Annotated in this window: 27 protein-coding genes and 2 pseudogenes; 14 read left to right on the top strand and 15 right to left on the bottom strand. The window is 72.7% G+C overall.

What is annotated here, in order from left to right; translation table 11 throughout:
- Positions 1 to 12: 12 nt before the first annotated feature.
- Entirely contained in the window at positions 13 to 1,203 is a 1,191-nt protein-coding gene (locus ACZ4TR_RS12455; protein WP_465287103.1) for a HupE/UreJ family protein, read from the bottom strand.
- Between the two features lie 160 nt (positions 1,204 to 1,363).
- Here ACZ4TR_RS12455 and ACZ4TR_RS12450 point away from each other — a divergent pair, with 160 nt between their 5' ends.
- Positions 1,364 to 2,017: a type 1 periplasmic-binding domain-containing protein gene (locus ACZ4TR_RS12450; protein ID WP_465287102.1), complete on the top strand. Its 654-nt coding sequence runs from the start codon at positions 1,364 to 1,366 to the stop codon at positions 2,015 to 2,017.
- Here ACZ4TR_RS12450 and ACZ4TR_RS12445 read toward each other — a convergent pair.
- Positions 2,014 to 2,424, bottom strand: coding sequence for a YkvA family protein (locus ACZ4TR_RS12445; protein WP_465287101.1), 411 nt, complete (start codon positions 2,422 to 2,424; stop codon positions 2,014 to 2,016). The two genes, ACZ4TR_RS12450 and ACZ4TR_RS12445, sit on opposite strands and share 4 nt — an antisense overlap.
- A 142-nt stretch (positions 2,425 to 2,566) precedes the next feature.
- Here ACZ4TR_RS12445 and ACZ4TR_RS12440 point away from each other — a divergent pair, with 142 nt between their 5' ends.
- The 7 genes from ACZ4TR_RS12440 (at position 2,567) to ACZ4TR_RS12410 (ending at position 6,524) form a co-directional block, all read left to right on the top strand.
- Entirely contained in the window at positions 2,567 to 2,836 is a 270-nt protein-coding gene (locus ACZ4TR_RS12440) for a hypothetical protein (RefSeq protein WP_465287100.1), read from the top strand.
- On the top strand, positions 2,833 to 3,363 hold the full coding sequence (locus ACZ4TR_RS12435) for a GNAT family N-acetyltransferase (RefSeq protein WP_465287099.1): 531 nt from the start codon (positions 2,833 to 2,835) through the stop codon (positions 3,361 to 3,363). Before ACZ4TR_RS12440 ends, ACZ4TR_RS12435 begins: the two co-directional genes overlap by 4 nt.
- 57 nt (positions 3,364 to 3,420) lie before the next feature.
- Positions 3,421 to 3,555 carry a hypothetical protein gene (locus tag ACZ4TR_RS12430; RefSeq protein WP_465287098.1) on the top strand — a complete coding sequence of 45 codons (135 nt, stop codon included), beginning with the start codon at positions 3,421 to 3,423 and terminating at the stop codon, positions 3,553 to 3,555.
- An 86-nt stretch (positions 3,556 to 3,641) separates the two neighbouring features.
- Complete coding sequence (locus tag ACZ4TR_RS12425) at positions 3,642 to 4,589, top strand: hypothetical protein (protein ID WP_465287097.1); 948 nt, start codon at positions 3,642 to 3,644, stop codon at positions 4,587 to 4,589.
- A gap of 4 nt (positions 4,590 to 4,593) precedes the next feature.
- The gene (locus ACZ4TR_RS12420; protein ID WP_465287096.1) at positions 4,594 to 6,240 is read left to right on the top strand and encodes a M16 family metallopeptidase; all 1,647 of its coding nucleotides are present in this window, start codon (positions 4,594 to 4,596) and stop codon (positions 6,238 to 6,240) included.
- 21 nt (positions 6,241 to 6,261) lie between these two features.
- Positions 6,262 to 6,402: a class I SAM-dependent methyltransferase gene (locus ACZ4TR_RS12415; RefSeq protein ID WP_465287095.1), complete on the top strand. Its 141-nt coding sequence runs from the start codon at positions 6,262 to 6,264 to the stop codon at positions 6,400 to 6,402.
- Positions 6,399 to 6,524, top strand: a complete 126-nt coding sequence (locus ACZ4TR_RS12410) for a hypothetical protein (protein ID WP_465287094.1) — start codon at positions 6,399 to 6,401, stop codon at positions 6,522 to 6,524. Before ACZ4TR_RS12415 ends, ACZ4TR_RS12410 begins: the two co-directional genes overlap by 4 nt.
- 3 nt (positions 6,525 to 6,527) lie before the next feature.
- Here the strand turns inward: ACZ4TR_RS12410 and ACZ4TR_RS12405 are convergent, their stop codons facing one another.
- The gene (locus ACZ4TR_RS12405) at positions 6,528 to 6,779 is read right to left on the bottom strand and encodes a hypothetical protein (RefSeq protein ID WP_465287093.1); all 252 of its coding nucleotides are present in this window, start codon (positions 6,777 to 6,779) and stop codon (positions 6,528 to 6,530) included.
- A gap of 59 nt (positions 6,780 to 6,838) precedes the next feature.
- Between ACZ4TR_RS12405 and ACZ4TR_RS12400 the strand changes: the two genes are divergently transcribed.
- Together ACZ4TR_RS12400 and ACZ4TR_RS12395 are read left to right on the top strand one after the other, a co-directional pair.
- The gene (locus ACZ4TR_RS12400) at positions 6,839 to 7,678 is read left to right on the top strand and encodes a class I SAM-dependent methyltransferase (RefSeq protein WP_465287092.1); all 840 of its coding nucleotides are present in this window, start codon (positions 6,839 to 6,841) and stop codon (positions 7,676 to 7,678) included.
- 58 nt (positions 7,679 to 7,736) lie between these two features.
- Positions 7,737 to 7,958, top strand: a complete 222-nt coding sequence (locus ACZ4TR_RS12395) for a three-helix bundle dimerization domain-containing protein (protein ID WP_465287091.1) — start codon at positions 7,737 to 7,739, stop codon at positions 7,956 to 7,958.
- A gap of 45 nt (positions 7,959 to 8,003) precedes the next feature.
- On the opposite strand, the pseudogene ACZ4TR_RS12390 reads toward ACZ4TR_RS12395, so the two are convergent.
- A pseudogene (locus tag ACZ4TR_RS12390) lies at positions 8,004 to 8,301 on the bottom strand (DUF1996 domain-containing protein); the annotation flags it as partial.
- Here ACZ4TR_RS12390 and ACZ4TR_RS12385 point away from each other — a divergent pair.
- Positions 8,273 to 8,440 (top strand): hypothetical protein, encoded by a 168-nt coding sequence (locus ACZ4TR_RS12385; RefSeq protein WP_465287090.1) that lies wholly within the window; start codon positions 8,273 to 8,275, stop codon positions 8,438 to 8,440. The pseudogene ACZ4TR_RS12390 and the gene ACZ4TR_RS12385 sit on opposite strands and share 29 nt — an antisense overlap.
- 254 nt (positions 8,441 to 8,694) lie before the next feature.
- Here the strand turns inward: ACZ4TR_RS12385 and ACZ4TR_RS12380 are convergent, their stop codons facing one another.
- From ACZ4TR_RS12380 to ACZ4TR_RS12340, 9 genes and pseudogenes are all read right to left on the bottom strand, one after another.
- A complete protein-coding gene (locus ACZ4TR_RS12380) occupies positions 8,695 to 9,153 on the bottom strand; it encodes an SRPBCC family protein (RefSeq protein WP_465287089.1) in 459 nt (152 codons plus the stop codon).
- A 261-nt stretch (positions 9,154 to 9,414) separates the two neighbouring features.
- Positions 9,415 to 9,846 carry an organic hydroperoxide resistance protein gene (locus ACZ4TR_RS12375; RefSeq protein ID WP_364517766.1) on the bottom strand — a complete coding sequence of 144 codons (432 nt, stop codon included), beginning with the start codon at positions 9,844 to 9,846 and terminating at the stop codon, positions 9,415 to 9,417.
- A 71-nt stretch (positions 9,847 to 9,917) separates the two neighbouring features.
- Positions 9,918 to 10,425 (bottom strand): annotated as a pseudogene (locus ACZ4TR_RS12370) (ATP-binding cassette domain-containing protein); the annotation flags it as partial.
- A gap of 320 nt (positions 10,426 to 10,745) precedes the next feature.
- Entirely contained in the window at positions 10,746 to 11,066 is a 321-nt protein-coding gene (locus ACZ4TR_RS12365) for a hypothetical protein (RefSeq protein WP_465287087.1), read from the bottom strand.
- A 4-nt stretch (positions 11,067 to 11,070) separates the two neighbouring features.
- Complete coding sequence (locus tag ACZ4TR_RS12360) at positions 11,071 to 12,843, bottom strand: DUF2264 domain-containing protein (RefSeq protein WP_465287354.1); 1,773 nt, start codon at positions 12,841 to 12,843, stop codon at positions 11,071 to 11,073.
- A gap of 192 nt (positions 12,844 to 13,035) precedes the next feature.
- Entirely contained in the window at positions 13,036 to 14,049 is a 1,014-nt protein-coding gene (locus ACZ4TR_RS12355) for a hydroxyacid dehydrogenase (RefSeq protein ID WP_465287086.1), read from the bottom strand.
- Positions 14,046 to 14,855, bottom strand: a complete 810-nt coding sequence (locus tag ACZ4TR_RS12350; protein ID WP_465287085.1) for a carbohydrate ABC transporter permease — start codon at positions 14,853 to 14,855, stop codon at positions 14,046 to 14,048. The genes ACZ4TR_RS12355 and ACZ4TR_RS12350 overlap by 4 nt, the downstream gene beginning before the upstream one ends.
- A gap of 104 nt (positions 14,856 to 14,959) precedes the next feature.
- Complete coding sequence (locus ACZ4TR_RS12345) at positions 14,960 to 15,886, bottom strand: carbohydrate ABC transporter permease (RefSeq protein ID WP_465287084.1); 927 nt, start codon at positions 15,884 to 15,886, stop codon at positions 14,960 to 14,962.
- Positions 15,886 to 17,199, bottom strand: a complete 1,314-nt coding sequence (locus ACZ4TR_RS12340) for an ABC transporter substrate-binding protein (RefSeq protein ID WP_465287083.1) — start codon at positions 17,197 to 17,199, stop codon at positions 15,886 to 15,888. The genes ACZ4TR_RS12345 and ACZ4TR_RS12340 overlap by 1 nt, the downstream gene beginning before the upstream one ends.
- Before the next feature lie 106 nt (positions 17,200 to 17,305).
- Between ACZ4TR_RS12340 and ACZ4TR_RS12335 the strand changes: the two genes are divergently transcribed.
- Together ACZ4TR_RS12335 and ACZ4TR_RS12330 are read left to right on the top strand one after the other, a co-directional pair.
- On the top strand, positions 17,306 to 19,132 hold the full coding sequence (locus tag ACZ4TR_RS12335) for a heparinase (protein WP_465287082.1): 1,827 nt from the start codon (positions 17,306 to 17,308) through the stop codon (positions 19,130 to 19,132).
- On the top strand, positions 19,132 to 20,211 hold the full coding sequence (locus ACZ4TR_RS12330) for a substrate-binding domain-containing protein (protein ID WP_465287081.1): 1,080 nt from the start codon (positions 19,132 to 19,134) through the stop codon (positions 20,209 to 20,211). Before ACZ4TR_RS12335 ends, ACZ4TR_RS12330 begins: the two co-directional genes overlap by 1 nt.
- Here ACZ4TR_RS12330 and ACZ4TR_RS12325 read toward each other — a convergent pair.
- Positions 20,191 to 23,121, bottom strand: coding sequence for a beta-galactosidase (locus ACZ4TR_RS12325; protein ID WP_465287080.1), 2,931 nt, complete (start codon positions 23,119 to 23,121; stop codon positions 20,191 to 20,193). The genes ACZ4TR_RS12330 and ACZ4TR_RS12325 overlap by 21 nt on opposite strands.
- A gap of 218 nt (positions 23,122 to 23,339) precedes the next feature.
- Between ACZ4TR_RS12325 and ACZ4TR_RS12320 the strand changes: the two genes are divergently transcribed.
- Positions 23,340 to 24,752, top strand: coding sequence for an RICIN domain-containing protein (locus ACZ4TR_RS12320; RefSeq protein WP_465287079.1), 1,413 nt, complete (start codon positions 23,340 to 23,342; stop codon positions 24,750 to 24,752).
- A gap of 30 nt (positions 24,753 to 24,782) precedes the next feature.
- On the opposite strand, the gene ACZ4TR_RS12315 is transcribed toward ACZ4TR_RS12320, so the two are convergent.
- A complete protein-coding gene (locus tag ACZ4TR_RS12315; RefSeq protein ID WP_465287078.1) occupies positions 24,783 to 25,544 on the bottom strand; it encodes a sugar phosphate isomerase/epimerase family protein in 762 nt (253 codons plus the stop codon).
- Positions 25,545 to 25,689 lie beyond the last annotated feature (145 nt).

Below are 25,689 nucleotides of genomic sequence, written 5' to 3'. Positions count from 1 at the left end.
AAGAACTGGCGGTCACAGCCCGGAAACGCGCTGCACGAACCAGGTCAGGCCGAGCACCGAAACCGCGGCGGCGATCGCCCCGGTCGTCCAGCGCGGCGCGGCGGGGGACCGGCGGCGCAGCACGGCGAGCAGCGGGAAGACCAGCGCGATGAGCGCCAGCTGCACGGCCTCGATGCCGAGGTTGAACACCAGCAGCGACCACAGCAGCGTCCACGACCACGCGGTGTCGATGCCCAGCGCGGAGGCGAACCCGAGGCCGTGGGCCAGCCCGAAGCAGAACACCACCCCGAGCCGGATCCAGCCGGCCCGGTCGAGGCTGAAGTGCCCGTCGCGCGCGTCGAGATCCGGCAGGCCGCGCAGGAGCCGCCACAGCGGCCAAGCCGCGACGACCGCGATCGAGAGGGCGATGAGGGGCTCGATGATCGCGGCGGGCACCCGCACGAGGCCGAGCGCGGCCAGCACGAAGGTCACCGAGTGGGCGAGGGTGAACGTCGTGGCCGCGAGCACGATCTCCCGCAGCCGCCGCGATCCCGCGATGAGCGCCAGCAGGAACAGGATGTGGTCGAGCCCGGTGAGCAGGTGCTCCGCGCCGAGCCGGAAGAAGTCCCGGAACCGTTCGGTCCAGGCCTGCCGCGTGGAGAACGACGGCTGCTGCGCGTCGAGCGCGGCGCTGCCGGAGGTCAGGTCGAGGGCGTAGGTGAGGATCGTCTTGGTGTCGCGGACGTACTGCTCGGAGTCCGGGAACAGCCCGCTGGACACCTCGTGCGCCTCGGCGTCCGGGCAGCGGTAGTCGAGGACCAGCCGTGTGTAGGGCGCGCCGTCGCGCTGCTCGATCGCGAAGCCGCCGTCTTGCCCGGGAGTGCACGCTCCGCCCTCGGTGGTGACGCGGAAGCGCTCGGTCACGTACTTCACGACCGAAGCGGTGTGGGCCTGGAGCGCGGCGGCCTGCGCGGCCGCGTCCCGGGCGTCGAAGGCCGCGGTGCCTTGCCGGAACAGCGGATCGTCGCGCTCGGCGTCGGCGGCCGAGACGACGAGCAGGTCGTACTCGAGCCCCAGCGCGGCGCGGACGTGTCCCCGCTCGGGTGCGGTGAGGTCGGCGTACACAGTGGACGAAAAGCCGTGGGCGGACGCGGGCGCGGCGCCCAGCACGGCGGCCGTGATCGCGAACGCGGCGACGGCGAAGACGGGGACGAGACGGCGCATGGATCCTCTTTCTGCTGCTGCGCCCCGCAGCCTGCTGGCCGCGGGCGAACGGACGGCGGATCCCAGGCGAACACTCGGCGACCGGAAGCCGACGGACGGCGCGCGACGCCGGCGATCGGGTAGGAAGGGCGTCGAGTGTTTTCGTGAGAGGACGATCAGCTTGCGTTTCCGGTTCGCTGTCGCGCTGGCCGTCGTCGCTGTCCTGACGGCCGGCTGCGGATCACCGGGCGACTGGTCCGCGCCGCACCCGGCGCCCAGCGCCGTCGGCGTGCTCGGTCCCGGGTTCGTCACGACGTCGCCGACGCCCGAAGCGACGATCACACCGAGCCCCGGCTCCTGGGACGGCGTCCGTCCGTCACCGGGCTACCGGGTGGTGCTGCTGAGCGCCGGGGACGACGCGCCGACCCGGACGCTCGTGGCCGCGGTGACGGGCTGGGCGGAGCAGGAACAGGTCAGCCTCAAGACCATCACCGCCGCGGACCCCGGCCGGTACACCGAGAGCATCGGCGAGGCCGTGAAGCTGGCGCCGGACCTGATCATCAGCGCGGGCCGGCACCTCGTCGACCCGCTGGCACTGGTCACGGCCAACCACCTCGATCGCCAGTTCCTGGTGCTCGGAGCCGAGCTGGCCGAGCCGACGGCGAACGTGACGGCGGCCAACTGGCCGGGCGCGTCCTTCCGCGGCGAGGGTCTCGGCACGTCGACGGGCTACGACCCGGCGTCGTTCACTCCCGCCCGCGCGTCGGCGGCGGTCCGGGCCGGCGTCGCGAGTGTCCTCAACGGACTGACGGGCATCGTGATCCGGCTCGGCTAGCGAATCCCGGTCAGGCGGGTGAGGGCGGCGAAGCCGTCGTCGCTGCCCGGCCAGTGGGCGCGGACGGCGTCGAGCCCGGCGTGGCGGACGACGCCGCGCAGGACGGCGGTGACGATGATGGCGTCGTCGGCGTAGCCGAGGATGGGGATGAAGTCGGGGATCACGTCGATCGGGAGCGCGAGGTAAGCGAGAAGCAGGCCCAGCCGGATCCGGACGCCACGGGGAAGCGTCTTGTCGGCGGCGAGGCGCCGGATCAGCCGGAGTACGTCGGGCAGGAGCCGGAGCGCCTCGCGCAGCAGGCCGCCCCGCGGCCGGACGATCACCAGCGCGACGACGAGCGCCAGCCAGGCCAGCAGCAGCGCGGCGGCGACGCCGATCAGCAGATCCCACCAGAACGAGCCGGTCATTGCTGCTCCTCTCGTCACATCGCGAAGTTACCTCCGCAACAGGGGTCACGGCCTGGCCGAAGACCTGCTCGCAGCGGGCACATGCGCTGGTCGGGTCGCCGGTCTGCTCGCTAGTATGAGGTGATCATCGGGGGGTGATCACGTGTTCGAGCGCTATCTGGCCGACTACCGTTGCTTCGCGTTGTTCGAAGACGGCCGCGGCATGTCCGATGTCGGCAACGCCATGGGCCTCTACCGCAGCCTCGGCGTTCGCGACGAGCAGAAGTACGTCGGCCACGGCGGGTGGGCGCCCGGCGATGGCGAAACGCTGCTCGGGTACACCACGCTCCCGATCTCCGAGGAGGAGTTCCAGCGGCTGGCAGCGCTCCACCCGGGCGGACCGACGACTTCAGAAGCTGAGGCTGCGTCATGACCGATCGCCTGAGACCGGCGGTACGGATCGTGCACCTGACCGGTCCGGTATTCGACGCTCTCGCCCGTGGCGACCTGGCGGCGGCGAACGCGGTCAGCCCGGTCCCTCTCTCCGCTTACTTCGCCGGCCCGGACTGGCGCAGCGTGTGGCAGATGCGCAGCAGGCAAGTGGAAGAAGACCCGGCCGGCGCGGCCTGGGTCACCGGCGTCATCTGGGACGAACCGCGGCAGCTGGCCGTGGGCCGGGCCGGCTACCACGGGCCTCCCGATCCCTCGGGAACGGTGGAAATCGGCTACGCCGTCGAACCGGTACACCGGCGCCGCGGCTACGCTCGCGCGGCGCTGGAAGCCCTGCTGCGCCGAGCCGCCGAGGAGCCACGGGTGCGCACCGTCCGGGTCACCATCAGCCCCGGCAACCTGGCTTCCCACCGGCTGGCATCGCAGTACGGCTTTCTCGAGATCGGCAAGCACTGGGACGACGAGGACGGCCTGGGGATCATTTACGAGGTGGCCGCAGGGCAGTTGTAGACAGTCCCACATTCCGCGTAGAGCTCATGCCCTGCCGAAGAGGGCAGTTTGTGGACCTTGCAGACGTCGATCTTCACCGAAGACCGCGCGAGGCTCGCGCTGCATTACGCCGCCGGCCACCGCACCATCGGCGTCCGCGAACGCGCCGCCCGGCGCGACAGCGTCCGGCCGGAACCGACCACGAGGGCGTAGCCGAGCAGATCGGGCGGGTCCCTCAGTCCGGACGGCGGGGCGAAGTAGGCTGAGGACTCTTTTTCCCTTTTGGTAAAGGAATTCCCATGACCTCCACCGGCTCTGCGCCGGCGCCGGTTTTCGATCCGGCCGCCACCTATCCGGAAGCCGGTGTGCTGCGGTCCGCGGCAGAAGCGGGCGACTGGCCGACCGTTTCGGGCTTTTTCACCCGTTTCACCGACGCGGACGAGCGCAGTTTCGGCGTGAGCACCACGATGGCGGTGCCGTCGGCCGATCCGATGCTGCGCGCGGTGATCGACCGGGAACCGGCGGCGGAGCTGGCTCGGGTGCTGCTGGCCGCCCAGCTCGTCCAGCAGGGGTGGGCGATCCGAACCTCGGCCTCGGCTGCCCGGGTCAGCCGTGAGCAGTTCGCCGCGTTCCACGAGCACCTGCGGCAGGCCGAGCAGCTGCTGATCGACGTCACCGCCCGCGAGCCGGGGAACGCACTGGCTTGGTGGCTGCGGCTGACCACGTGCCGGGGGCTGGGACTCGGCCAGAGCGAAGCCCGGCGCCGTTACGACCGGGTAGCTGCGCGGCACCCGGGTTTCCTGGCCGCGCAGCGCAACCTGCTCCAGCAGCTGTGCCCGAAATGGGGCGGTTCCTGGGAAGCGGCGCACACTTTCCTCGGCGAGTGCCTGGGGGCCGCCGGGCCCGGCGGCCCCCAGGGCGTGCTGGTCGCCGAGCTGCATCTGGAGCAGTGGCTGGAACTCGGCGCCACAGCCGGCGGTGATTACCTTCGACAGCCACGAGTCCGGGAAGAGATCACCGCCGCGGCGGCGGCTTCCGTGCTGCACCCGGCGTACCGCGCGCGGTTCGGTTGGGTCGGCGCGCACAGCACGTTCGCCATGGCGTTCAGCCTGATCGGCGATCTGCCGCGCGCCGCCGTGCACTTCCGTGCGCTCGGCGGGCGAGCCAGCGAAGCCCCCTGGCACTTCTTCCCCGACCCGGCCGCCGCGCTCGCGCAGCACCGCGACCGCGCCCTCGCGAAAGGCTGAAACCATGCTGTCCACCTTCGAGATCGACGGAATCCCCGCCGTGGTGGCGAAGAGATCCGGTCCGCTGGCCGCCGGGCTCGTCTTCCGGGTCGGCCGCGCGGACGAGACCCTCGCGACCGCCGGCATCACGCACCTGGTCGAACACCTCGCACTGCACCGGTTCGGCCTCGGAGAGCACCACTTCAACGGTGCCACGGGGCCCGACCACACGTACTTCGAAATGCAGGGCACGGAGTCCGAAGTCGTCTCGTTCCTGGCCGGCGTCTGCGCGTCGTTGGGCGACCTGCCGTTGGACAGGCTGGAGACCGAGAAGTCGATCCTCCGTACCGAGGAGGCCGGGAGAGGCGGGGCCGGCCTGCTGTTCCGTCACCGGCACGGTGCCCAGGGGTACGGCCTGATGGATTACCTCGAGCTCGGCGTCCCCCGGCTGGGACCCGCCGAGGTCGCGCACTGGGCGCGTACCTGGTTCACGCGTGAGAACGCGGCGTTGTGGGTGGCCGGCGAGGGTGTGCCGGCCGGCCTGCGGCTGCCCCTCCCCGCGGGCGTTCGACGTCCGGTGCCCGCCCGGCCGTCCACGTCGGTGACGGCACCGGCGTACTTCGCCCACGGCGACGGCGCGGTCCGGTTCAGCGCGGTGGTGCGCCAAGGCACCGCCGCCGAACTGTTCTCGAAGGTTCTCGAACGGGAGCTGTTCCGCAGCCTGCGCCAGGAGGGCGGCTACTCGTACCAGGTCACGACGTCCTACCAGCCGTTGGGCGACGGCTCGGCCGAGGTGCTCGGCTTGGCCGACGCCCTACCGGACAAGCAGGCCGCGGTGCTCGGTGCCGTCATCGACGTCCTGGCCCAGTTCAAGGTCGGCCGGATCGAGCCCCGCGACGTCGAGACGGTGCGCACGCAGGCCGAGTCCGCGCTCTACGGCGCCGACGCGGACGTGGCGCGGCTTCCTCACCACGCAGCCGAGCTGCTGGCCGGCCGGCCCGTCCGCGGTCCGGAGGACAGGATCACCGAGCTGCGCGCGGTCGGCGTCGCGGAGGTCCACGCGGTCGCCGTCGAGGCGTGCGCCTCGGTGCTGCTGCGGGTCCCGCACGGCCGTTCCGCGGGCTGGGCGGGATACGCGGAAGTCCCGAAGTTCTCGCCGGCCGCGGTGGCGGGCAACCGGTTCCCCACCCACGGCCAGGCGGGCACGCACCTGGTCGTCGGCGCCGACGGCTGCAGCCTGCAGACGCCCGGCGGGGTGGTGACGGTCCGCTTCGCCGAGTGCGCGGCGATGCTCGCTTGGCCCGATGGCGGCCGCAACCTCATCGGCCCGGACGGCCGGGCGGTCCGGATCGAGCCGACACTGGTCGCCGGGCTCACCCCGGAGGTGGTCGCGGCGATCGACGCGGCGGTGGGTCCACACCGGACACTGCCGCAGCCGCGGCGTACCCCGCAGGAGATCCCGTCCCCGGCGTCAGGACCGCCCACGGCGACGCAGAAGCGCGCGTCGAGAATCCTCTTCGTCACGGCGGCGTTGTTCGGCGCGATCGCGCTGCTGGCCACCGCGGGGATGGCGATGGACCCGCCGGACGCCACGGGCTGGGCCGGTGCGGGCATCTTCTGGCTCATCGGCGGATCGTTCGCGTTCCTGGCGGTGCGACGACGCCGGGCGTGAGAACGAGACGGGCGCCGAACGGTGCGTTCGGCTACTGCGGCCGGCGACGGCGAGTTCGACGTCGCCCTGACCAGTCCGGTGCTGCACCATCTGCCGGACGCCGATCAGCCCGCCGCGCTGACCGAGATGCACCGGGTGCTCCGGACCCGGTCGGGACGGTGAGCGGACCCCGGATGCTCGACGACCCGCACGCACGGCTCGCCGGACTCGCCGAAGGTGCCGGATTCACCGTGGCCGATCGGGGCCGGCTGGGGTTCCTGGCCTACGTGTCCGCCACGAAATGAGACTCAGAACGGGGTGAGGAGCAGGCTGAGCGGGGTCGCCAGCAGGGTCAGCACGGTGACGGTGACGAGCGCCGGCAGTACACGCGGACCGGTCGTCTGCGGACGGCGGAGCCGGTCGATCCGGTACGTCGTGGCCGCTGCCGCGCCGAGGGTGCCGGGCGGTGTGGCGGCCGCACCGTGCGCGCGGAACTTCTCCAGCGCGGTGGCGACAGTGTCGCGGCCGTGCCGGCGGGCGGCCCGGTCGTCGGCCCGCATCTCCAGCAGGAGGTGGATGTCCGCGCTGAGCCGGCGGCAGCGGGGGAACAGCCGGGCCAGTGCGGCAAACGGGGCGAGCGCGAGGGCGTGACGTTCGCGCAGGTGGGCGTGTTCGTGAGTCAGGACGGCGGCCAGTTCGTCGGCGGTCAGCAGGCTGCGGGTGCCGGTGCCAGCAGGAGACCTACGTCCCGCACCGCGAGGAACGCTTCAGCGTCCTGCTCGACGCGCTCGAAGCAGCATGTGCCCGTCCGGATCCCGTGGTGCTCGATCTCGGCTGTGGCCCGGGCTCCCTGGCAGTTCGGGTGCTCGACCGGATCCCGGCGGCGACGGTCGTCGCGGTCGACGCCGATCCGCTGCTGCTCGGCCTAGCGCGGGCTGCTCACCGCGACCGGCCGGGCCTCCGCTTCGTCGAGGCGGACCTCGGCCGCCCTGGATGGGGCGCTGACCTGGCGTTGGGCGAGCACGTTGACGCCGCGGTCAGCACGACGGCCCTGCACTGGCTACCCGAGCCGCAGCTGCACGTCGCCTACCGCGAGCTGGCCGGATTGCTGCGGCCCGGCGGGATACTCCTGAACGGTGACGACCTCAGCGTGGCGGACTCCGCACCCGGGCTCGCGGAACTCGAGCGGCAGTTGCAGCGCCGCGCCGCCGGACCACGTGGGGAAAGCCTCGACGACTGGCGAGGATGGTGGGACGGCGTCACCGAGGATCCTGCCCTTGCCGAACTCGTCGCCCGACGTGGCGCCGGCCCGGCGGCAGGACACCGCGGCGCCGAGTCGGCGCGGCTGTCCGCCCACGAGCGCACGTTGCGAGCCGTCGGGTTTGCCGAAGTGGGAACCCTTTGGCAGCGCGGCGGCAACCGCCTGGTGTGCGCGATCACCGGGGCGCCGATGGTTTGAGCAGGATGATCTCCGGGCAGTTCGTGAACGACATTCGTCAACGCACGGAGGATGTGGCATGTCGCACCACCCCGCCATGGACGAACTGACCACCAAGGGCGAAGACGACAGCTTCGAAGCGCTCGCCTCGCGCCTCATCGACGAGTACGGAACCGGACGGCGTGACGACGTCCAGGCGGCCATCGCGGCGGAACGCCGGCGGTTCGACGACGCCGGGGTCCGCAGCTTCCTGCCGGTCCTGGTCGAACGCGCGGTCCGCGACCGTCTCGAACCGGCATGACCACGGGTGGCCTGCGGTCGTGACGACCGCAGCCCACCCGGCACATCACTGCGAGCAGCGTTTGCCGCCGTTGATGCAGCGGACCACCTGGTTCATCAGGCGCTGGCCCATGACGTTGGCGAAGTCGTCGTGATCCGAGCGCGGGTTGTGCTTTTCCTGCGCGAAGGCGTCCAATGTACTGCCCGTTGACCTGCACGTCGCGAGGGATGTTGCAGGTCACCGTGATCCGCAGCTGCGGGACGTTCTCGAAGCCCTGGGGGCAGCGGCCCTGCTGGTCGGAGAACACGATGTGCGTCCGGTGGTTCGCGCTGTCGATGTTCTCGCCGTCCCAGCAGTTCGGCCTGCTGTTCATCGCGGGCATCGTCCTGCTCGCCGGTGAGCTCCGCCGCGCGGCGAAACCGATCTCGGTGTTCGTGCTCGGGCTGCTGGCCATCGCGGTCATGATCGTCCTCGGCAAGCTCGCCGCCCGTGTGGTGACGTAGTCGCGGACGCACAAGGCCGCGCACGGCGGCCTGGTCGCGGCGGCGGTGCTGAGCGTCGTCGCGGTGACGGCTGAGCCGGCCGACGCGATCAGCAGCTGCTCGGTGCGGCCGCGCACCGAGACCTATCCCGGTGGCGAGGGCGGGCATCCGGCCAGGGACTTCTACGAACCCACCGAAGCGTTCCCGGCGACGGACTTCGGGCACTGCGTTCCCCGGTTTCCACGACCTCGCCGACGCTCGCCCGATCGTCCTGATCACCCAGCCACTACGTCGTCCCCCCGGGCCTCGATGGCCTTGACCGTGTTCTTCAAGGCCTTGCGAAGCACACCTTTGCCGACCGACCCGAGCAGCGTGCCGGTCAGGCGCCCCTTGAGGTTCTTACCCTCCCGCACCACCACGACGTCCAGCGCCGTCGTGCCGTCCGGTTGCCGCGTCAGCGTGTAAGTGTGTCCCGACCGGCCACCCCAGAGGTTCGAGTCGGTCGTTTCCATGACGATCCGGCGGGGATCCGACCAGTCGTACCGCAGCCGCTCCCAGATCCCGCCCGAGCCTTCGGTGACGTCGGCCCAGCCGGGACCTTGGCCGTGGACCTTCAGGTACTCGTCGACACTGTTGCCGAACAGCAGCGCACGACCGGGCCCGAAATCGGTGAGCGCGGCGAGGACCTGCCCGGGTGTCGCGGTGGTCGTCTCGACGAAGTGCAATGTGGACATTTCATTCTCCTGGGTGTCTTGGTGGACTGCTGTGCGACTGCAGAGTGCTCGGAGCTGATCCGCGTCGACCACCGCCTTGGCGAAGTCGCGGGGTGCCTCTCGCGTGATCGCCGGGCCGGGGGATGGGCGGGGTAGCCTGCAGCTGGCTCTCCAGGGCCGGCGTGCCGCGCTCCACCGATCATCGGCTCGGGACGCGCCGGACGCCGGCGCCGGCGGTGACGGCGGTGAGCACGCCCGCCCCGACGTCCAGCGGGCGCTTCATCAGGCGACCGTCGCGTCGAGGGTGACCTCGATGTTGCCGCGCGTCGCCTTCGAGTACGGGCACACCTGGTGGGCGCCCTGGACGAGCTCGTCCGCTGTGGCCTGGTCGATGCCCGTCGCCTCCAGGTGCAGGACCGCGCTCAGCTTGAACTCACTCGCCTCCGTGTCGTGGTGCAGGGTGACTTCGGCGACGACGGCGAGGTCGTTCAGCGGCACCTTCTTCGCACCGGCGACCCGGCGCACCGCGCCGACGAAGCACGACGCCCAGCCCGCCGCGAACAGCTGCTCCGGATTCGTCCCGTCGCCCGCGCCGCCGAAGGCCTTGGGCACGGCGAGCGTGACGTCGAGCGCGCCGTCGTCGGAGGTCGCGCGGCCGCCGTTGCGGCCCTCCGCGGTGGAGGTGGCGACGGCGGTGTAGGTCACTTCGGACATGTTCTTCCTTTCAGCGGGTGACTTCACCACGCTAGGAATCCGGCACGGCCCGCGGCGACCGTCGCCCGACGTCACCCGTGTACGTCACCGTTCTCCGGCCGCAGCCACCGGCCGATCCCGATCGCGTCGAGGAAGCGTTCGTCGTGGCTCACGACGACGAACGCGAGGCCGAGGTTGTTCGTCGGCTCGTCGAGCAGCAGCAGCTGCGGTGCCGGTTCGGCGAACAGGACGCAGGCCAGCGTGGCGCGCAGCCGTTCCCCGCCCGAGAGGACACCGACCGGCAGGTGCAGCGCCGGCGGCACCGCGGGGGCGGCCGCGGCCAGGTTCTCGGCCACCGTGCGCTCGTCGTCGAGGAGGTCGAGCCGCTGGGAGAGGAACCGCGATCCGGCAGTCGGCCCGCGACACCGAACCGGCGTCCGGGGCGAGGTCGCCGTTGATCAGCCGCAGCAGTGTGGACTTCCCGGCGCCGTTGGGGCCGGTGAGCGCGATCCGCTCCGGCCCGCGGATCGCCAGGTCGACGCTGCCGGGGAACAGCCCGCGCGCCCGCAGGCCTTCGTCGTACCGGAACTCGAAGGACTCCTCGTCGTTCCCGGCGACTGCGGGGAGCGAAACGTTCAGTTCCCCTTCCCGAACTGGCCGCGAGCCTGGCCGCGAGCCGACGGGCCTCGCCGGCGGCGATCCCGACACTGGCGGCGAGCCGGTCGACGCTGACGGGGCGACGGCCGGCCCGGGTGAGCCTGAGGGCGGCTCAGGCCGGCCGGGTGCGAAGCGCGGCGAGACCGGGCTGAGCGAGGGCTCGGACCCCCGTGTGGTCGCCGAGACGATCCGGGAGGCGGTCGAGTCCGGACACCCGTTACGCGGTCGGCTGGCTCGCGGACAAGCTCCTGCAGCTCAACCGGTCACTGCCCGACCGCGAGTTCGACGCGCTGGCCACCGGGTCGACCGGGCAGGGGTGACGCCGGCGAGGGTCGTGGTGCCGGCAGCGGCGGGTCGGGAACTCTGCCGGGGAACAGCCGGCGCGGCGTGTTCGGTCCGTGGAGGGTCATCAGCGGGGTCGTCGGCCGGGAAGCGAGGTCTTGGAGCAGGGCGGCGAGGCGTGGCGGCGGCAACATCGGGTCACCGCCGACCGTTGGGTAGGTGTCGTCTCGTTTCCTCGTGAGCTGGTGCCCGGTCAGGTAGCTGACCGGGCACCGCCCGGTCCGGTCGTTCGCGGCGGGCATCAGGTCACCGGCCGGCCGGTGCAGGCAGGGTGACGGTGGTGTCGAGAGCGTCCGGCCAGGTCACCGTGATCCGGTGGCCGCCCTCGTCCGGGGTGACCGCGACCCGCACGGCGGGCGCGGCCGGTCCGCCGCGGTCGAGGACGACCAGCGCGGCGAGCACCTCGCCGGCCGGTACCCCGTCCCCTGTGGACAGCCAGGGCGTCGCGGTCCAGGCGCCGAGCGGCGACGTGCCTTGCTCGACGGCGACGCCCGCGGTGGTGCAGCCGCACAGCCCCCACAGCGCCGAACGCAGTGCCGGCGTGGAGGCGGACGCGCTGACGTCCGGGCCGGTGTCCGCGGCCGGGCGGGAGCCGGCCGCGACCGGCCAGCCGCCGAGCCGGACACTCCGGCCGGACGTGGCCGGCGTGGCGTCGACCCGGGCCAGCCGGACTTCGAACCCGTCGCGCACCACGGAAGCGACCGTGACGACCGGGCCCGGTACGACCGGGCCGCTGCGGCCCGACCCGTGGTCCGGCGAGTGGTCGCCGACGGCGTCGACCCAGCGGACCGGCCCCTGGGACGCGGCGGCGGCGACGCCTCCGGGGAGTTCGATCGCGTAGCAGGTCTCGAAGCCCGCGCGGTGGCTCGCGCGGCCGGACTCGTCGAGTACGACCACGGAGTTGTCGAGCGGATCCGGCACCGAGGCGCCGGTCAATGGCGGGACGGTGGCGGTCGAATAGCCGAGCCGCGCGTAGAGCGGCGAGTCGGTGCGCTGGTCACCGGGTTTCGCGTGGTCGGTACCGTGGTTGAGCACCACGGTGATCCCGTCGCGCCGGCGGGCGGAGACCAGCCAGCCCGGCGCGGCGAGCACGCGGACGACGTCCGCGGTTTCGACCGGCAACGGCTGTTCGACGTCCGTCCACACCGGATGGCCGGCGGGCAGGAGCAGGCCGAGCAGGCCTTTGGCGGCCCAGTACGGAGAACCCGGTCCGGAGTAGGACTGGCGCATCGCGGGCCAGGCGTGGTGCCAGCCGAGCCGCAGCAGTCCGTCCGGTTCGAACGCGTGGTGGTCGGCGAAGTGGCGCACCACGCCGCCGGCCACGCGGCGGGTGAGCCCGGGAGGCAGCCCACTCGCGCCGGTGAGCGCCCCGGCCCAGAACGGCGCGGCGGCGGCGAACCGGTAGACGAGGCTGCGGCCCTGCAGCAGCGGCGACCCGTCGGTGCCGACCAGCCGGACGGCGTCGTCGAGGTAACCCCGGAGGTCCTGCGCCCACGTTTCCCGCAGTCCGGCCGGGCACAAGGTGCCGGTGACGTCGAACAGGTGCGTCCACAGCGCCGGGTACAGGTGCAGGGCCCAGCCGGTGTAGTGGTCGTACGCGCGTTCGGCACCGTCGCTGAGCCAGCCGCCGGGGCGCCGCAGCGACGCGTGCACGGCGAGGTCCTCCTCGATGTCGGCGGCCGACCACGGACCGCCGGCCTCGCGCAGGAACGATTCGACGACGATCCGGAACCACACCCAGTTGATCGGCGGGTAGGGCTGCCCGACCACGGTCGCCAGCCAGCCGACGATCCGGTCGCGGACGGCGTCGTCGAGCCGGTCCCACAGCCACGGACGGGTCAGCTGGAGCGCCAGCGCGATCGACGCGGCCTCTACTTTGGACTGTCCTAGCCGGTCCGGTCGTGGCCACGCCTCGGCGGACCTCGGATCGGTGCCGGCGGCGAGCCCGCGCGCGTAGTGCTCGAGGAGGCCGTCCGGGTCCGCGCCGCCCTCCCCGGCGACGCGGAAGCCGGCGAGCAGGAACGTCCGGGCGAACCCTTCCAGCCCGTCGGAAACGCGGCCGTTGCGGCTGGCCGGGGCCCGGCAGGTCGATCCGGGCCCCGGCCGGGGAGCGGTACCGGCCGGCCGCCGCGAGCAGCCGGTCCGCCAGCGCCGTCCAGTGCCCGCGGGTCCAGCCGGTGTACGGCGAGAGCAGCCGGTCCTCGGCGGGGGTCACGCCTGCACGGCCAGGGTCTGCCGGGTCACCGGGGCCCGGGGCGGGAGTCCCGCGGCGTAGCGCTCGAGTTCCCCGATCGTCTCGGCGCTCATGGTGCGCGTCTCCGACCCCAGCGATCCCGCCACGTGCGGCGTCAGCACCACGTTGGGCAGGTCGTAGAGGGGGGAGCCGGCCGGCAGCGGCTCCGGCTCGGTGACGTCGAGGACGGCGTGCAGCCCGTCGGCGGCGCAGGCTTGTTCGAGGGCGGCGGTGTCGACGAGCGCGCCCCGCGCGGTGTTGACGAGCACCGCGCCGGGCCGCAGGGCGGCCAGCTCCGCGGCACCGATCATGTGTCGGGTCTCCGGCAGCGACGGCGCGTGCAGACTCAGCACGTCCGCCTGCGGAAGCGCCTCGGGCAGGGCGGCGGGCTCGGCACCGGCCGCCCGGATCTCGGCCGGGTCGGCCACCGGGTCGACGACGAGGACCCGGGCCAGCTCCAGCAGCCGCAGCAGCGCGGCGACCCGCCGGCCGACCCGGGAGAAGCCGACCAGCACGACCGTGCGATCCCGGCCGGACAGCTCACCCCTGCCGTCCCGGTAGCGCCAGTCCTCCCGGAACGTCCGGGCGTCGGCGGCCAGGAAGGGCACCTTCTTGAACGCCCACAGGATCGCGCCCAGGGTGTACTGGGCGACCGGTTCGGCGTTGGCCCCGGCGGCGGTGGTGACCAGCAGCCCCCGGTCGAAGACCGCGGCGCCGACGTGGTCGCGGACGCTGCCGGCGGCGTGGAGTACGGCCCGCAGGTTCGGGGCGGCTCGCAGGATCGTGTCGTCGAGCGGGGGGCAGCCCCACGACGTGATCAGCACCTCGACCTCGGCCAGCCGCGCCCGCACCGGCGCCGAGGCCAGTTCGCCCGCGCACACCGGCTCGCCGAGCCGGGCCGTGGCGCGCAGCCGCGCCAGTTCCGCTTCGCCGAACTGCAGGCGCATCGTGCCGGGGGCCATCACCAGCAGGGTTTCCGGGCGACGGGTCATTTGACACTGCCCGCCGCCAGCCCGGACCGCCATTGCCGGTGCAGCAGGACGAACGCGACGACCAGCGGCACCACGGCCAGCAGCGAGCCGGTGACGACGAGCGGGCTGTACTGCGGGAACTGGGGCACGCGCGTGCTCCACTGGTACAGGCCGAGGCTCATCGGGAACAGCTGTGGGTCGGTGAGCATCACGAGCGGCAGGAAGAAGTTGTTCCAGATCCCCACGAACTGGAACAGGAAGATCGTCACGAGCCCCGGTCGTAGCATCGGCAGCGCGATGGTGAAGAACGTCCGCAGTTCGCCGGCGCCGTCGGTCCGGGCGGCCTCGAGCACCTCGCCGGGCACCGCGGCGTCGGCGTAGACCCGCGCGAGGTAGACGCCGAACGGGTTGGTGAGCAGGGGGACGAACACCGCCCAGAACGTCCCCACCACGTGCAGCTGGGAGGCCAGCAGGTACAGCGGCAGGGCCAGCGCCGTGGTGGGCACGAGGACGCCGGCCAGCGTCACCGCGAACAGCGCGCGCCGGCCGGGGAAGTCCAGCTTCGCGATCGCGTACCCGCACGCCGCGCAGATCAGCGTGCCGAGCACCGCGCCGAGCCCGGCGTAGAGCAGCGAGTTGCGGATCCAGGCGAGGAAGACGCCGCCGTCCTGGGTGAACAGCGCGCCGAGGTTGGCGCCGAGGTTCCACCGGCCGAACTCGAACGCGCTGGTGGTGGAGAAGTCGCCGACGGACTTGGTGGCCGAGGTGACGAGCCAGACGAGCGGCAGGACCGCGTACAGCGACGCCAGCACCAGCAGGACGTGCACGACCGTGCGCGACGTCCACCGCGAGCCTGCTTTCCGGGGGTTCCCGGTGGCGGAGCCCCCGGCCCGAGGCGGAGCCTCGGATGTCGCAGCGGCGGGGGAGTGGGTCAACGCGACCTCCGGGCGGACAGGCGCATCACCAGCGCCGAGAGCAGGGCCGAGACGAGGGCGAGCAGCACGGACGCGGCGGCGGCCCGCCCGTAGTCGCCGGCGACGAACGCGGCTTCGTACACGTACAGGCTGGGTGACCACGAGCTCGTGACCGAACTCGTGAAACCGCGCAGCACCAGCGGTTCGGTGAACAGCTGCAGCGAGCCGATGACGGTGAACACCAGCGCGACGAAGATCGTCGGCCGCACCATCGGGACCTTGACCGACCACGCGGTCCGCAGCTGCCCGGCGCCGTCGGCGCGGGCCGCCTCGAGCACGTCCCGCGGCACCGCCTGCAGCGCGGTGTAGAAGATGATCATGTTGTAGCCGACCCACTGCCAGGTCGCGATGTTGACGATCGCGGGCAGGATCCCGTTCCTGCCCAGCGGGTCGAACGGCAGCAGCGCGGACAGGCCGGAGCCCGGGCTGTAGAGGTAGGCCCAGACGAGGCCGGTGATCACCACCGGAACGGCGTAGGGCAGGAAGATCGCCAGCGACCACACCCCCCGCAGCCGCACGACGGCGGAATCGAGCAGCAGGGCCAGGACCAGCGCCAGGCCGAGCATGATCGGGATGTGGACCAGCACGAACAGTGCCACGTTGCCGAGGCCGGTGTGGAACGCGCGGTCGGTGAGGACGTCGAGGTAGTTGCCGAGCGCGACGAACACCTGGTGCGGCCCGGAGAACCCCAGGCCCGACAAGCGGTCGGTGTAGAGGCTCAGGTACAGCGCGTAGAGGATCGGCACGAGCACGGTGCCGGCCAGCAGCAGTGCGAACGGTGCCGCCAGCGCGAGCCCGGCGTGGCCACGGCGGCGCCGCGGCCGTCCGGCGTCCGCGGGGGTCGCAGGGGCGCGCACGGCCCGTTCGGGGGTGAGAACGGTCATCACGCTTTCCCTTCCAGCACGGTCAACCCGCGTGACCGGAGGTTCGCGACGGCGTCCGCCTGCGTCTGCCGGACCGCGGCCGTCAGGGTGGTGCTCCCGGTCTTCACGCCGCCCAGGTGGTCGGCGACGGTGGAGAAGAGGCCCAGCGCGTTCGGCCCCCACGTCCAGTCCGGGACGCGGCGGGCGGCCTCGTCGAGCACGCCGTAGACGGGGTCGCCGAGGAAGTAGCCGCCCTGGTACGCCTTCTCGGCCACGGCCCGGCTCGGCAGGTAGCCGGGGAACGGAGTGGTGAAGGTGGTGCCGATCTTCGCCACGGCGGGATCGGTGCTCAGCCAGCGCAGGAACTTCACCGCCGCGTCCGGCACCTCGCTCCCGGCCGAGACGGCGAAGGCGCTGCCGCCCTGGACGCCGGTCGCGGGCTTGCCGTTCCAGGTGGGCATGGTGGTGACGGCCCAGCGGTTCTTGTCCTGCGGCACGGACTTGCCGAGGGTGCCGACGCTCCAGGTGGCGCCGAGCAGCCCCCACAGCCGGCCCTGGTGCATCGCGCCGATCCAGCCCTGGTCCCCGGTGGGCACGGCGGCGACCAGGTCGTCGGCGATCATCCGCTGCCAGTAGTCCGCGGTGCGCAGGGTGCCTTCACCGTCGACGTTCACGCGCCACGCCCCGCCGTCGACGCGCCACCAGGGATCGCCCGCCTGCCAGCACATCCCGGCGAAGAACGAGCCGTCGTTGAGGGGGAACGTCGTGATGCGCGCCGCCGCGTCGGCCGCGCGGACGGCCTGGGCCGCGGTGCGGAACTCGGCCCAGGTGCGCGGCACCGCGATGCCGTGCCGGTCGAAGAGGTCCTTGCGGTAGTAGAGCACCATCGGCGCGAGGTCCATCGGGACGGCCCAGGTGCGTCCGCCGGGGCGGACGCCCTGCCAGGCCGCGGGGGAGTAGCCGGGCTCGAGGTCGGCGAGGTCCGCGGTGAGGTCGCGGAGCCCGCCGGTGGTGAGCAGCTGCGGCAGGCCCTGGTACTCGGCGTGCAGGATGTCCGGGGCGTTGTGGGCGCGCAGCGCGTTGGTCTGCTGGGCGTACCCGCCCTTCAGGCCGGACGCGATCACGTTCAGCTCGACCGCCACCTCGTGCTGCGCCGCGTTGAACGCGGCGGCGTACTTGTCCATCCCGGTCAGCCAGGACCAGACGCGCACGCGCGTGGCGCCGGACGCCGTCGCCGGCGACGTGCAGCCGCCGAGCAGGCCCGCGGCCGCGACCCCGGCCGACCCGGCCAGGAAACTTCGGCGGGACAAGGCCGCCGGACCCCGAAGCGTCATTGCTCCTCCGTGAGAGTGATGTCGGCCACTCCATCGTGTGGCATAGTTCGAGTCAACAATTAACGACAAGATCGATCAGAAGCGATCAGAACCGCAAGGGAGGCCCATGTCGCTCCGGCGGCGGCTGAGTGCGCTCTTCGACGGTTCCGCAGTGCCGCTGCGGGCGCCGGAATCGGTGCCGGACGTGCGGAACCGGGCCGTCTGGGACGCGGTGGACGGCGACGTCCTGCTCGCCGAAGCCACGGCCGTGCTGGCCCGCCCGATGCCGGTCCTGACGGCCTCGGCGTGGGCGCGGACGTTCCGCGACGGCGTCCGCACCGAGTACGAAGACGCGGCCGGCCAGGTGCGGGAACGCGTGACGCTGCTGGTGCTCGCCGCGGTGCTGGACCAGGGGCTGCCGTTCCTCGACGGCGCCATCGACGGCCTGGTCGCGCTGGCCGAGACGACGACGTGGTGCTGGGCGCCGCACGAGCGGTTCGCCGCCGGGCGCGGCGAGGTACTGGGCGATCCGGACGAGCCGTTCCTCGACCTGGGCGCCGCCGAGGTCGTGGCGCTGTTCGCCTGGGCGGACCACGTCCTCGGCCCGGCTTTCGACGTCCGCGCATCGGGGTTGAGAAAGCGCTTACAGCGCGAGGCCGACCGCCGGGTCCTGACGCCGTTCGAGCGCGTCCGCGACTGGCACTGGCTCGGCCTGGACGGCGACGCGCACAACTGGAACCCGTGGATCCACCACGCCGTCCTCGCCGCCGCGCTCCTGCTCGAACCGGATCCTGAGCGGCGGCTGCGGCTGGTCCGGCTGGTCGTCGAGGGGCTCGACCACTACGTCGCCGTGCTGCCCGACGACGGCGGGATCGACGAAGGAGTCGCCTACTGGTGGCACGGTGCCTGCCGGCTGCTGGAAGCACTCGACCTCCTCGCCGAAGCGAGCGATCTCGACGCCCGGGATTTCCCGGTGCTGGCGCCGTTGATCCGCTTCCCGCACCGGATGCACCTCGGCGGAGCCGCCTACGTCAACGCCGGGGACGGCCCCGCCCGCCTGCCGGCCGCGCAGCCGTGGCACGTGCTCCACCGGTGGGGCGAGCGGCTCGGCGACGCGGGCGTCCGCGCCCACGCGATCTCGCGCGCGCGAGAAAGCGGCCGCCTGGTGTGGCCGCAGGCCGGGCTCGGCCGCGCGCTCGCCGGACTGGCGGATCCGCGCTGGCGCCGGGCCGTCGCGGCGGAGCCGGCCGGAACCTGGCTGGCCCGCGAGGAATGGCTGCCGCGGGTGCAGGTGCTCGTCGCGCGCGAGACGGCCGGGACGCCGGCCGGGCTGACGGTGGCCGTCAAGGCGGGCCACAACGGCGAACGGCACAACCACCTCGACGTCGGCACGTTCTGGGTGGCCGTCGACGGCGTGCCCGTGGTGGCCGACGTCGGCCAGCCGACCTACACCGCGGCCAGCTTCGGCCCGGACCGCTACCGCGCGTGGCCGCTGCGCAGCGAGTGGCACAACGTGCCGGAGCCGGGCGCCCCGCAGAAGCCGGGCCGGGAACACGGCGCGCGGGACGTTCGCGTCGAGTTCACCGCGGCCGCGACGGGGCTGTCCGCCGACCTCGCCGGTGCGTACCCGGAGGGCTCGGTGCGCCGGTGGATCCGGACCGTCCGGCTGGTCCGCGACGAAGCCTGCGTCCTGGTGGACGACGAGGGCGTCACCGGTCTGCTCCGCTACGTGCTCGCCGGGGACGTCGAGGTCGGCGCCGGGTACGCGGTCGTGTCGCACGGCGAATCCCCGGTGCTGCGGCTGACCTGGGATCCCCTGGTCGCCACGCCGGAGTTCGCGTACCGGGCGCTGGACGACCCGCTGCTGCGCGCGTCCTGGGGCGAGCGCCTGGGCCGGCTGACGCTGGTGGTACGGGCCGGCCCGGTCCGCGTCCGGCTGGAGCGCGTCCCGTGATGCTGGCCTCCGAACGGCACGAAATCATCCTGTCGCTGCTGCGCCAGCACGGCACGGTCCGGCTGGCCGACCTCGTGGGCCGGCTCGGCGTCAGTTCCGTGACGGTCCGGCGGGACGTCACCGACCTGGCCGACCGCGGCCTGCTGACGCGCGTCCACGGCGGCGTCACCCTGGTGCGGCCGCGAGCCGCGCAGCCCGAACGCGGTACACCCGGGGCCTTGATCGGCATGGTCGCGCCGTCGGTGGAGTACTACTGGCCGCAGGTGATCCAGGGCGCACAGTCCACGGCGGCCGGTGCGGGCGGCCGGCTGGTGCTGCGGGCGTCGCGGTACGACGCCGCGGAGGACCGCCGCCAGATCGGCAAGCTGCTCGAGCGGGGCGTGCAGACGGTGCTGGCCGCCCCGGACACCGGCGGGCGCGGCGCCCGGGAACTGCTGCGGTGGCTGGGTTCCCTGCCCGTGCCCGTGATCCTCGTGGAACGCCTGCCCCCACCCGAGCTGCCGACCCTCGCGCTGGACGCCGTCACGACTGCGCACGCCCTCGGCGCGGGGCTGGCCGTCCGGCACCTGGTGTCGCTGGGCCACCACCGGGTCGGGCTGGTGACGTCCCGGTCCAGCCCGACCAGCCGCGCGCTGCGCACCGGCTGGCGCGAGACGATCGAGTCGCTCGGCCAGGAACCCGGCGCGGACTTCGACGTCCCGGCGTACGGCTCGCCGGACTGGGCCGGGGTCTACGACGGCGTGCTGGACCGTTGCCGCCGCGAAGACGTCCGCGCCCTGCTGGTGCATTCCGACCGCGAGGCCATCGGCCTGATCGAGCGGGCTCGCGACGGTGGTATCGCGGTACCCGGCGAACTGGCGGTGGTGTCCTACGACGACGAGGTCGCGGCGGTGTCCGATCCGCCGCTCACCGCGGTCCGCCCGCAGAAGCACCGGCTCGGGGCGCTGGCCGCGGAACTCGCCCTGGCCCGCCTCGCCGAGGGCGCCGACCGCCCGGTGCACCGCGTCCAGCTCTGGCCGACGCTCGTGGTGCGCGAATCCTGCGGCGCCGCCGCCGATTCAGCGCCGGTAGCCTGGTGAATCGACCAGGTGGACCGGGACACCGCCGCGGACTGTGGCGAGATTGGTCAAGGCCACGGTTTCCAGGCCGTTGCCGGGGCCGCCGTCGCTCGTCACGGCGAGCGCGAGGGTGTTGGGCCCGTGGGGGTTCAGGATGCCCGTCGGCAGGACGAACGTGTGCTGTGGCCCGACGTCGGCGACGTATTGGCCCAGGTTCCAGCCGTTGAGGAACACCAGCGCCCGGTAGTGCCCGCCGGACCTCGGCACGGCCGGGTCGCCGATGGTCAGGCCCAGCGACGCGTCGTGCCCGCGGGGGACGTCGAGGGTGAAGCCGGTCCGGTACCACGTCGTGCCCGGCGCCGCGGTCGTGGCGGGCACGACGGCCGGGGCCCAGCGGCGGTCGGGGTAGCCGGGCAGGGACCAGCCGGCGCGTTCGCCGTCGAGGCCGCCGTTGTTCAGCGGGCCGCGCACCGGATCGGCGACACCGCCCTGGATCTTCCAGGCGACGCCGGTGAGGGACGCGGAGATGAGCCCGCGGCCCTCCTTGTGGGCGTCGTTGACCCCGCCGTCCTCGTTGCGCCCGTCGCCCCGCACCATGACCGACAGAACGTGGTCGCCGTCCTCGCGCAGGTCTTCCGGCACGGTGAAGGTCGCCGTGCCGGTCGTCGGCGGGGCGGCGAGCGCGCTCGGCAGCACGTGCTGGCCGAGGTACCGGCCGTCGAGCCACGCCTGGAGCATCCCGGCGCCGCCACCGCCGTAGGCGAGGCTGATCCGGTCCGGTATCGCGCCGCGGTAGTGGCCGCGGTACCAGACGTCGCCGGTGTGGAAGCCGTAGTCGTCCGCGGTGAGCACCGGCTGCCCGGCCGGCGGTTTGGTGGTGCTCGCGGTACTGGTGAGGTCCGCGGCGCGCCACGCGGTGTCGTCGTGGCCGACCGCGGCTTCGGGGGAGCCACCGGCCTGCTTCCAGCCGGTCAGCGCCGGCAGCCGCACCGCGTCCGGGCCGGGCAGCTGCGCCGTCGCGAGCAGGCTCGACGACGTCGTGCGGCGAGCCGGGACGAGCCGTCCGTTCCAGCTGAGCACCGCACCGGGACCCCACACCTCGAGGTCACTGGCCTGCGCGGTGTCGCCGGTGAGCTCGAGGAGACCGCCGGCCGACCGCGCGGTGCGCAGCAGCGCGGGCCCGCGCACGAGCACCGGCCCGGCCGCGGTGTCCTGGCGCCAGAACGTGTCGGCGGTGGCGTCGTCGGCGAGCAGCAGCGTGACCGGCGGCCGGCCGCCACCCGAGATCCGCACCCTGGCCAGTCCATTGTGGACGTAGTTCAAGCGGAGATCGCCGGCGTTCCAGGTGGCGGTGACGGTCCCGGCCAGCACTTCGACCTTCGGTTCCCGGGTGTAGCGCAGCGTCGTCTCGCCGTCTTCGCCCGGACGCCCGTGCAGCAGCACGGTCCCGCCGACCGCGGTCATGAGTTCCGACGTCGAGTACACCAGGTGCTGGCCCGCGAGGTCGTGGTTCGCCACCAGCTGCTTGGCGTCCTGGCCGTTCAACCGCAGGGTCCCGGCCTGCGGCACGGTGTACGAACCGTCCGGTGTGGACACCGGGAAGGTGAAGGTGTCGTTCGTCGTGGCGTTCGAAGGGGTGTGCATCGGCACGTAGAAGTGGGTCTTCGTGTCGGGGTTGACGTTGTGGTAGACCTTCACGGCCGCCGACGTCGGCGTGACGGGGTCCGCCTTGTCCTGCTTGGTGATCGGCGGGACGGCCTGGAGGAAGTAGCCCAGCTCCTTCATCGTCGCCGCTTTGGGACGCAGCTGCCGTGCCTCGTCGACGGCCGCGCCGTAGTCGTATGAGGTGTAGACCACCGGCGCGGGCAGCCAGCCCCACGAAGTGCCGCCGAAGGTCATGTAGAAGTTTTGGATGCTCAGGCCGTTCGCGATGTTGGTGCCGTAGAAGACGCGTTCGTAGCTCGGGCCCTCGCGCACCGCGGTGCAGGGGTAGGTGCCGTTGCTGCCCCAGTAGTCGAACCAGCCGCCGCCGAACTCGGCGGTGAACCCGGGCGTGTTCGGTGAAGCGCTGGCGCCACCCTTCGCCCCGCCGGGTCCGTAGAGTCCCCAGTCGGGTGCGGCGCTCGGGCTGCCCGGGGTGCCGTCGGTGTGGCAGGTGCCGCCGGGATAGGTGTCCCAGGCGTACAGGTCGACCTTGCCGGGCACGGTGCCCGGCACACCCGAACCCGGTGGCACCCAGATCCCGTTGCGCCCCTTGTCGTTGTGGAAGATCGGCACGCCGATGCCGTCCGCGCGCACCTTGTCGTAGAGGTGGGCGACGTAGTTCCGCTGGGACACGCCGGTGACGGCCAGCTCGTTCTCGATCTGGTACAGGACCACCGGCCCGCGGCCGTCGACGTGCTGGTGCCGCGCGATGATCCGGTCGACGGCGGTCAGCCACTCGTCGGCCGCGGCCAGGTAGTCCGGGGCGTCGCTGCGCGCCTTGCCGGCCTGGGTGGACAGCCAGCCCGGGAAGCCGCCGCCGGAGACCTCCGCGTTGATGTAGGGGCCGGGCCGCGCGATCACGTACAAGCCCGATTCCTGCGCGAGGTCGAGCAGCCGGTCCATGTCGCGCACGCCGGTGAAGTCGTAGACGCCGGGAGCGGGGGAGTGGTAGTCCCAGTCGAAGTAGATCGACACCGCGGTGTACCCGCTCGCCTTCAGCTTCTGCAGCACGTCCCGCCACAGGTCCGGGCTCGGCAGCCGGAACGGGTGGAACTCCCCGGACCAGACGAACTGCCGCCGCCCGTCCAGCAGCAGCGAATACTGGTCGAAGGTGATCTCGTGACGGGGCCGCTCCGGCGGCCGGGGCGCCGCGGAAGCCGCTGGTGCGAAGGACATCCCGGCCAGTGTGGCCACGGCGAGCGCGAGGGCGGACAGGCGACGGCGCATGAGGGCGAGTGTCGCCCGCCGCACTGACGCCGTCAAGCTGGGCGGTGACCGACCGGCGGATGTTCTTCCCTGACCGATTCTGAACGTTTCGCTTCGCTGTTCTGGCTCACCGCCGGTGCCTCTGTTACGAGTACCAAGCAGGGGGTGCAAATGGTGGCCGGGAAAGGGACGAGCCGATGAAATCGTCGAATCACGCCGCGGCGCGGAGAACGCTTTCCGTGACTGTGCGGCTGCTGGTGCTGCTGGTGCTCGCCGGCGGGATGCTGACGGCCGGCCCGGAGCCGGCCCGGGCGTCCACCGCCGGGTTCCGGGGCGTCAACTGGGCCGACCAGCGGGACAACTTCGTCAACGGCGTGCTCTACGTGTCCGGGCTCGGAGCCGGGGACACGTACTCCTCGGCCGCCGCGACCGCCGAGCAGGTGATCGGCCAGATGTACGCGGTCACCGGGGCCAACACCGTCCGGTTGCCGATCAACGAACCGACCGTCTCGGGCTACTGGGGCACCTACACCGGCGCCATCGACAAGGCACTGGAGAAGGGCCGGGTGATCCTGGCCTACTGGGCCTACAGCGGCGGCAAGCCCGCGAGCGTGGCCGGATTCCAGCAGATGTGGGACAAGGTGGTCGCGAAGTACGGCACCAATCCGAACGCCTACTTCGAGGTCATCAACGAGCCGTACGCCTACAGCGCCGGCGATCTGACCGATTTCTACCGCGACTGGCTGGCCCGGTACCCGGGCGTGCCGCGCGCCCGCGTGATCCTCGACGGCACCGGCTACGCCCAGAACGTCCCCGCGGTCGGCGGCGACAGCCGGCTCGGCGGCACGCTCCTCGCGGTGCACGACTACTCGTTCTTCGCCGGCTACGAGAGCGAAACCGAGTGGGCCAACCACATCGCGAGCTCCATCGGTGCGTACGCCGACCGCACGGTCGCGACCGAATGGGGCGCCCCGATGGGCCCCGGCACCAAGAACGGCGTCCACTACAACGCGATCGACTACAGCATCCCGAGCGGGTCGTTCTTCGCCGACTACGTCCGCGGGGTCAGCGAAAAGCTGCGCAGCCTCGGCATGGGCAGCGTCTATTGGCCGGGCCTGCGCGACGGCGACTGGTACAGCATGACGACCAGGACCGGAACCGGCGCCGGGACCAAGCTGTCGCTGGTGAACCCGTCCGGGCTGACGCGGCTGCGGTACGCGTGGGGCATCGGGAACGGCGGCGGCACCTACGTGAAGATCGTCAACGCCGCCACCGGTTTGTCCATCGACGGCCTCGGGCGCACGGCCGGCGGGTCGTCGGCAGGCCAGTCGAGCGGCAACGGCGGTGACGGGCAGCAGTGGGTGGTCGAGAACTCGGGGAACGCGGTGCGCATCAAGAACCGCGCCACCGGCCTCTACCTCGACGGCGCCGGCCGTGCCACCGATGGCGCGGCGGTCGCCCAGTACGCGGACAGCGGCAGCGCCAACCAGAAGTGGACGGTGGTGACCGACGCCGACAACGTCCGCATCAGGAACATCGGCACCGGCGAGTACCTCGACAGCATGGGCCGCACCGCCGACGGCGCCGACCTCGGCCAGTACAGCGGCAGCACCAGCCCGAACCAGCGCTGGCGGATCGTCGCGGCGGGCTGATCCACGGCGGCTCGAGCCGGCCCGCGGGCCTCAGGCCAGCCAGCGGAGCAGGGTCGCGGACTCCCGCGGCAGCACGGCCGGGTCGTCGCCCGGGACGAATTCGAGGAGGAGGTCCACCGGCGCGGCCCGGGCCGCGAGTTCGAGGGCCGGGCGCCAGAGCCGCTCGCGCTCGTGCAGGGGTAGCCGGGTCTGTCCCGGCCACCACGAGAAGACGTGGATCGCGCTGACACGGTCGAGCATCAGGCGGAGGCCGTCGAGGGCGCGGTCGTCAGGTTCGCCGACCGGGGGCTGCCAGTAGGTGGAGAGCGTGTCGCCGACGTCGTCCAGCAGCCGCACCGCTTCCGGCGCGGTGTCGGCGAGCGTTCCCGAATGGAACTCCAGCGCAACCGACAGCCCGCGACCAGCGGCGATGGCGGCCGCGTCGCGCAGTGCGCCGGTGACGCGGGAGCGCAGTGCGCCGGAAGCGTCCGCGGACCCTTCGGCGCCGGCCCACACCCGGATCCGCGTGGTCCCGAGCGCGGCCGCCGCCTCGGTCAGGACCTCGAACGACTCGGCGTCGTCGACGCCCGCACGCCAGTACGAGCCGTAGGAACACGTCGTCAACCTGCTCGCGGCGGTCTGCTCACGCACTTGGTGCAGGACGCCGGGCGAGTGCGGGGGAGCGTGGACGTCCGCGCCCCACTCCACGACACGCAGGCCGGCCGCGGCGGCCTCGTGGGCCACCCGGCGGGCGGCCAACGCCCGGAACGTGACGGAACACAGGCCGATCCGGTCTCGCAGGTCGGTGGTCATGGCAGGAATGGTAAGCGCTTTCTCCCTGTGTTTCGGCGCGGGCCCGCGCCCGGAGCGAGCCCGGACGCGGATCTCCTCCGCCGTTGAGGTCGCTCATGATGGCGTCGATGATGTTCTGGTGGGTCACCGCGTTGGATCGCCGGTC

Source organism: Amycolatopsis sp. NPDC028719 (assembly GCF_055565395.1).
Note: the sequence above shows the minus strand (reverse complement) of the source record. Positions and strands in the feature narration are given on the sequence as shown.

What these genes read in the sequence shown, in the direction of transcription:
- ACZ4TR_RS12420 (WP_465287096.1), top strand. Translation starts at nt 4,594, where the DNA reads ATGCTGTCCACCTTCGAGATCGACGGAATCCCCGCCGTGGTGGCGAAG.
- ACZ4TR_RS12425 (WP_465287097.1), top strand. Translation starts at nt 3,642, where the DNA reads ATGACCTCCACCGGCTCTGCGCCGGCGCCGGTTTTCGATCCGGCCGCC.
- ACZ4TR_RS12380 (WP_465287089.1), bottom strand. Translation starts at nt 9,153, where the DNA reads ATGTCCACATTGCACTTCGTCGAGACGACCACCGCGACACCCGGGCAG.
- ACZ4TR_RS12395 (WP_465287091.1), top strand. Translation starts at nt 7,737, where the DNA reads ATGTCGCACCACCCCGCCATGGACGAACTGACCACCAAGGGCGAAGAC.
- ACZ4TR_RS12435 (WP_465287099.1), top strand. Translation starts at nt 2,833, where the DNA reads ATGACCGATCGCCTGAGACCGGCGGTACGGATCGTGCACCTGACCGGT.
- ACZ4TR_RS12375 (WP_364517766.1), bottom strand. Translation starts at nt 9,846, where the DNA reads ATGTCCGAAGTGACCTACACCGCCGTCGCCACCTCCACCGCGGAGGGC.
- ACZ4TR_RS12335 (WP_465287082.1), top strand. Translation starts at nt 17,306, where the DNA reads ATGTCGCTCCGGCGGCGGCTGAGTGCGCTCTTCGACGGTTCCGCAGTG.
- ACZ4TR_RS12315 (WP_465287078.1), bottom strand. Translation starts at nt 25,544, where the DNA reads ATGACCACCGACCTGCGAGACCGGATCGGCCTGTGTTCCGTCACGTTC.
- ACZ4TR_RS12345 (WP_465287084.1), bottom strand. Translation starts at nt 15,886, where the DNA reads ATGACCGTTCTCACCCCCGAACGGGCCGTGCGCGCCCCTGCGACCCCC.
- ACZ4TR_RS12405 (WP_465287093.1), bottom strand. Translation starts at nt 6,779, where the DNA reads ATGCGGGCCGACGACCGGGCCGCCCGCCGGCACGGCCGCGACACTGTC.
- ACZ4TR_RS12330 (WP_465287081.1), top strand. Translation starts at nt 19,132, where the DNA reads ATGCTGGCCTCCGAACGGCACGAAATCATCCTGTCGCTGCTGCGCCAG.
- ACZ4TR_RS12385 (WP_465287090.1), top strand. Translation starts at nt 8,273, where the DNA reads ATGTTCTCGCCGTCCCAGCAGTTCGGCCTGCTGTTCATCGCGGGCATC.
- ACZ4TR_RS12325 (WP_465287080.1), bottom strand. Translation starts at nt 23,121, where the DNA reads ATGCGCCGTCGCCTGTCCGCCCTCGCGCTCGCCGTGGCCACACTGGCC.
- ACZ4TR_RS12340 (WP_465287083.1), bottom strand. Translation starts at nt 17,199, where the DNA reads ATGACGCTTCGGGGTCCGGCGGCCTTGTCCCGCCGAAGTTTCCTGGCC.
- ACZ4TR_RS12445 (WP_465287101.1), bottom strand. Translation starts at nt 2,424, where the DNA reads ATGACCGGCTCGTTCTGGTGGGATCTGCTGATCGGCGTCGCCGCCGCG.
- ACZ4TR_RS12455 (WP_465287103.1), bottom strand. Translation starts at nt 1,203, where the DNA reads ATGCGCCGTCTCGTCCCCGTCTTCGCCGTCGCCGCGTTCGCGATCACG.
- ACZ4TR_RS12365 (WP_465287087.1), bottom strand. Translation starts at nt 11,066, where the DNA reads ATGCCCGCCGCGAACGACCGGACCGGGCGGTGCCCGGTCAGCTACCTG.
- ACZ4TR_RS12355 (WP_465287086.1), bottom strand. Translation starts at nt 14,049, where the DNA reads ATGACCCGTCGCCCGGAAACCCTGCTGGTGATGGCCCCCGGCACGATG.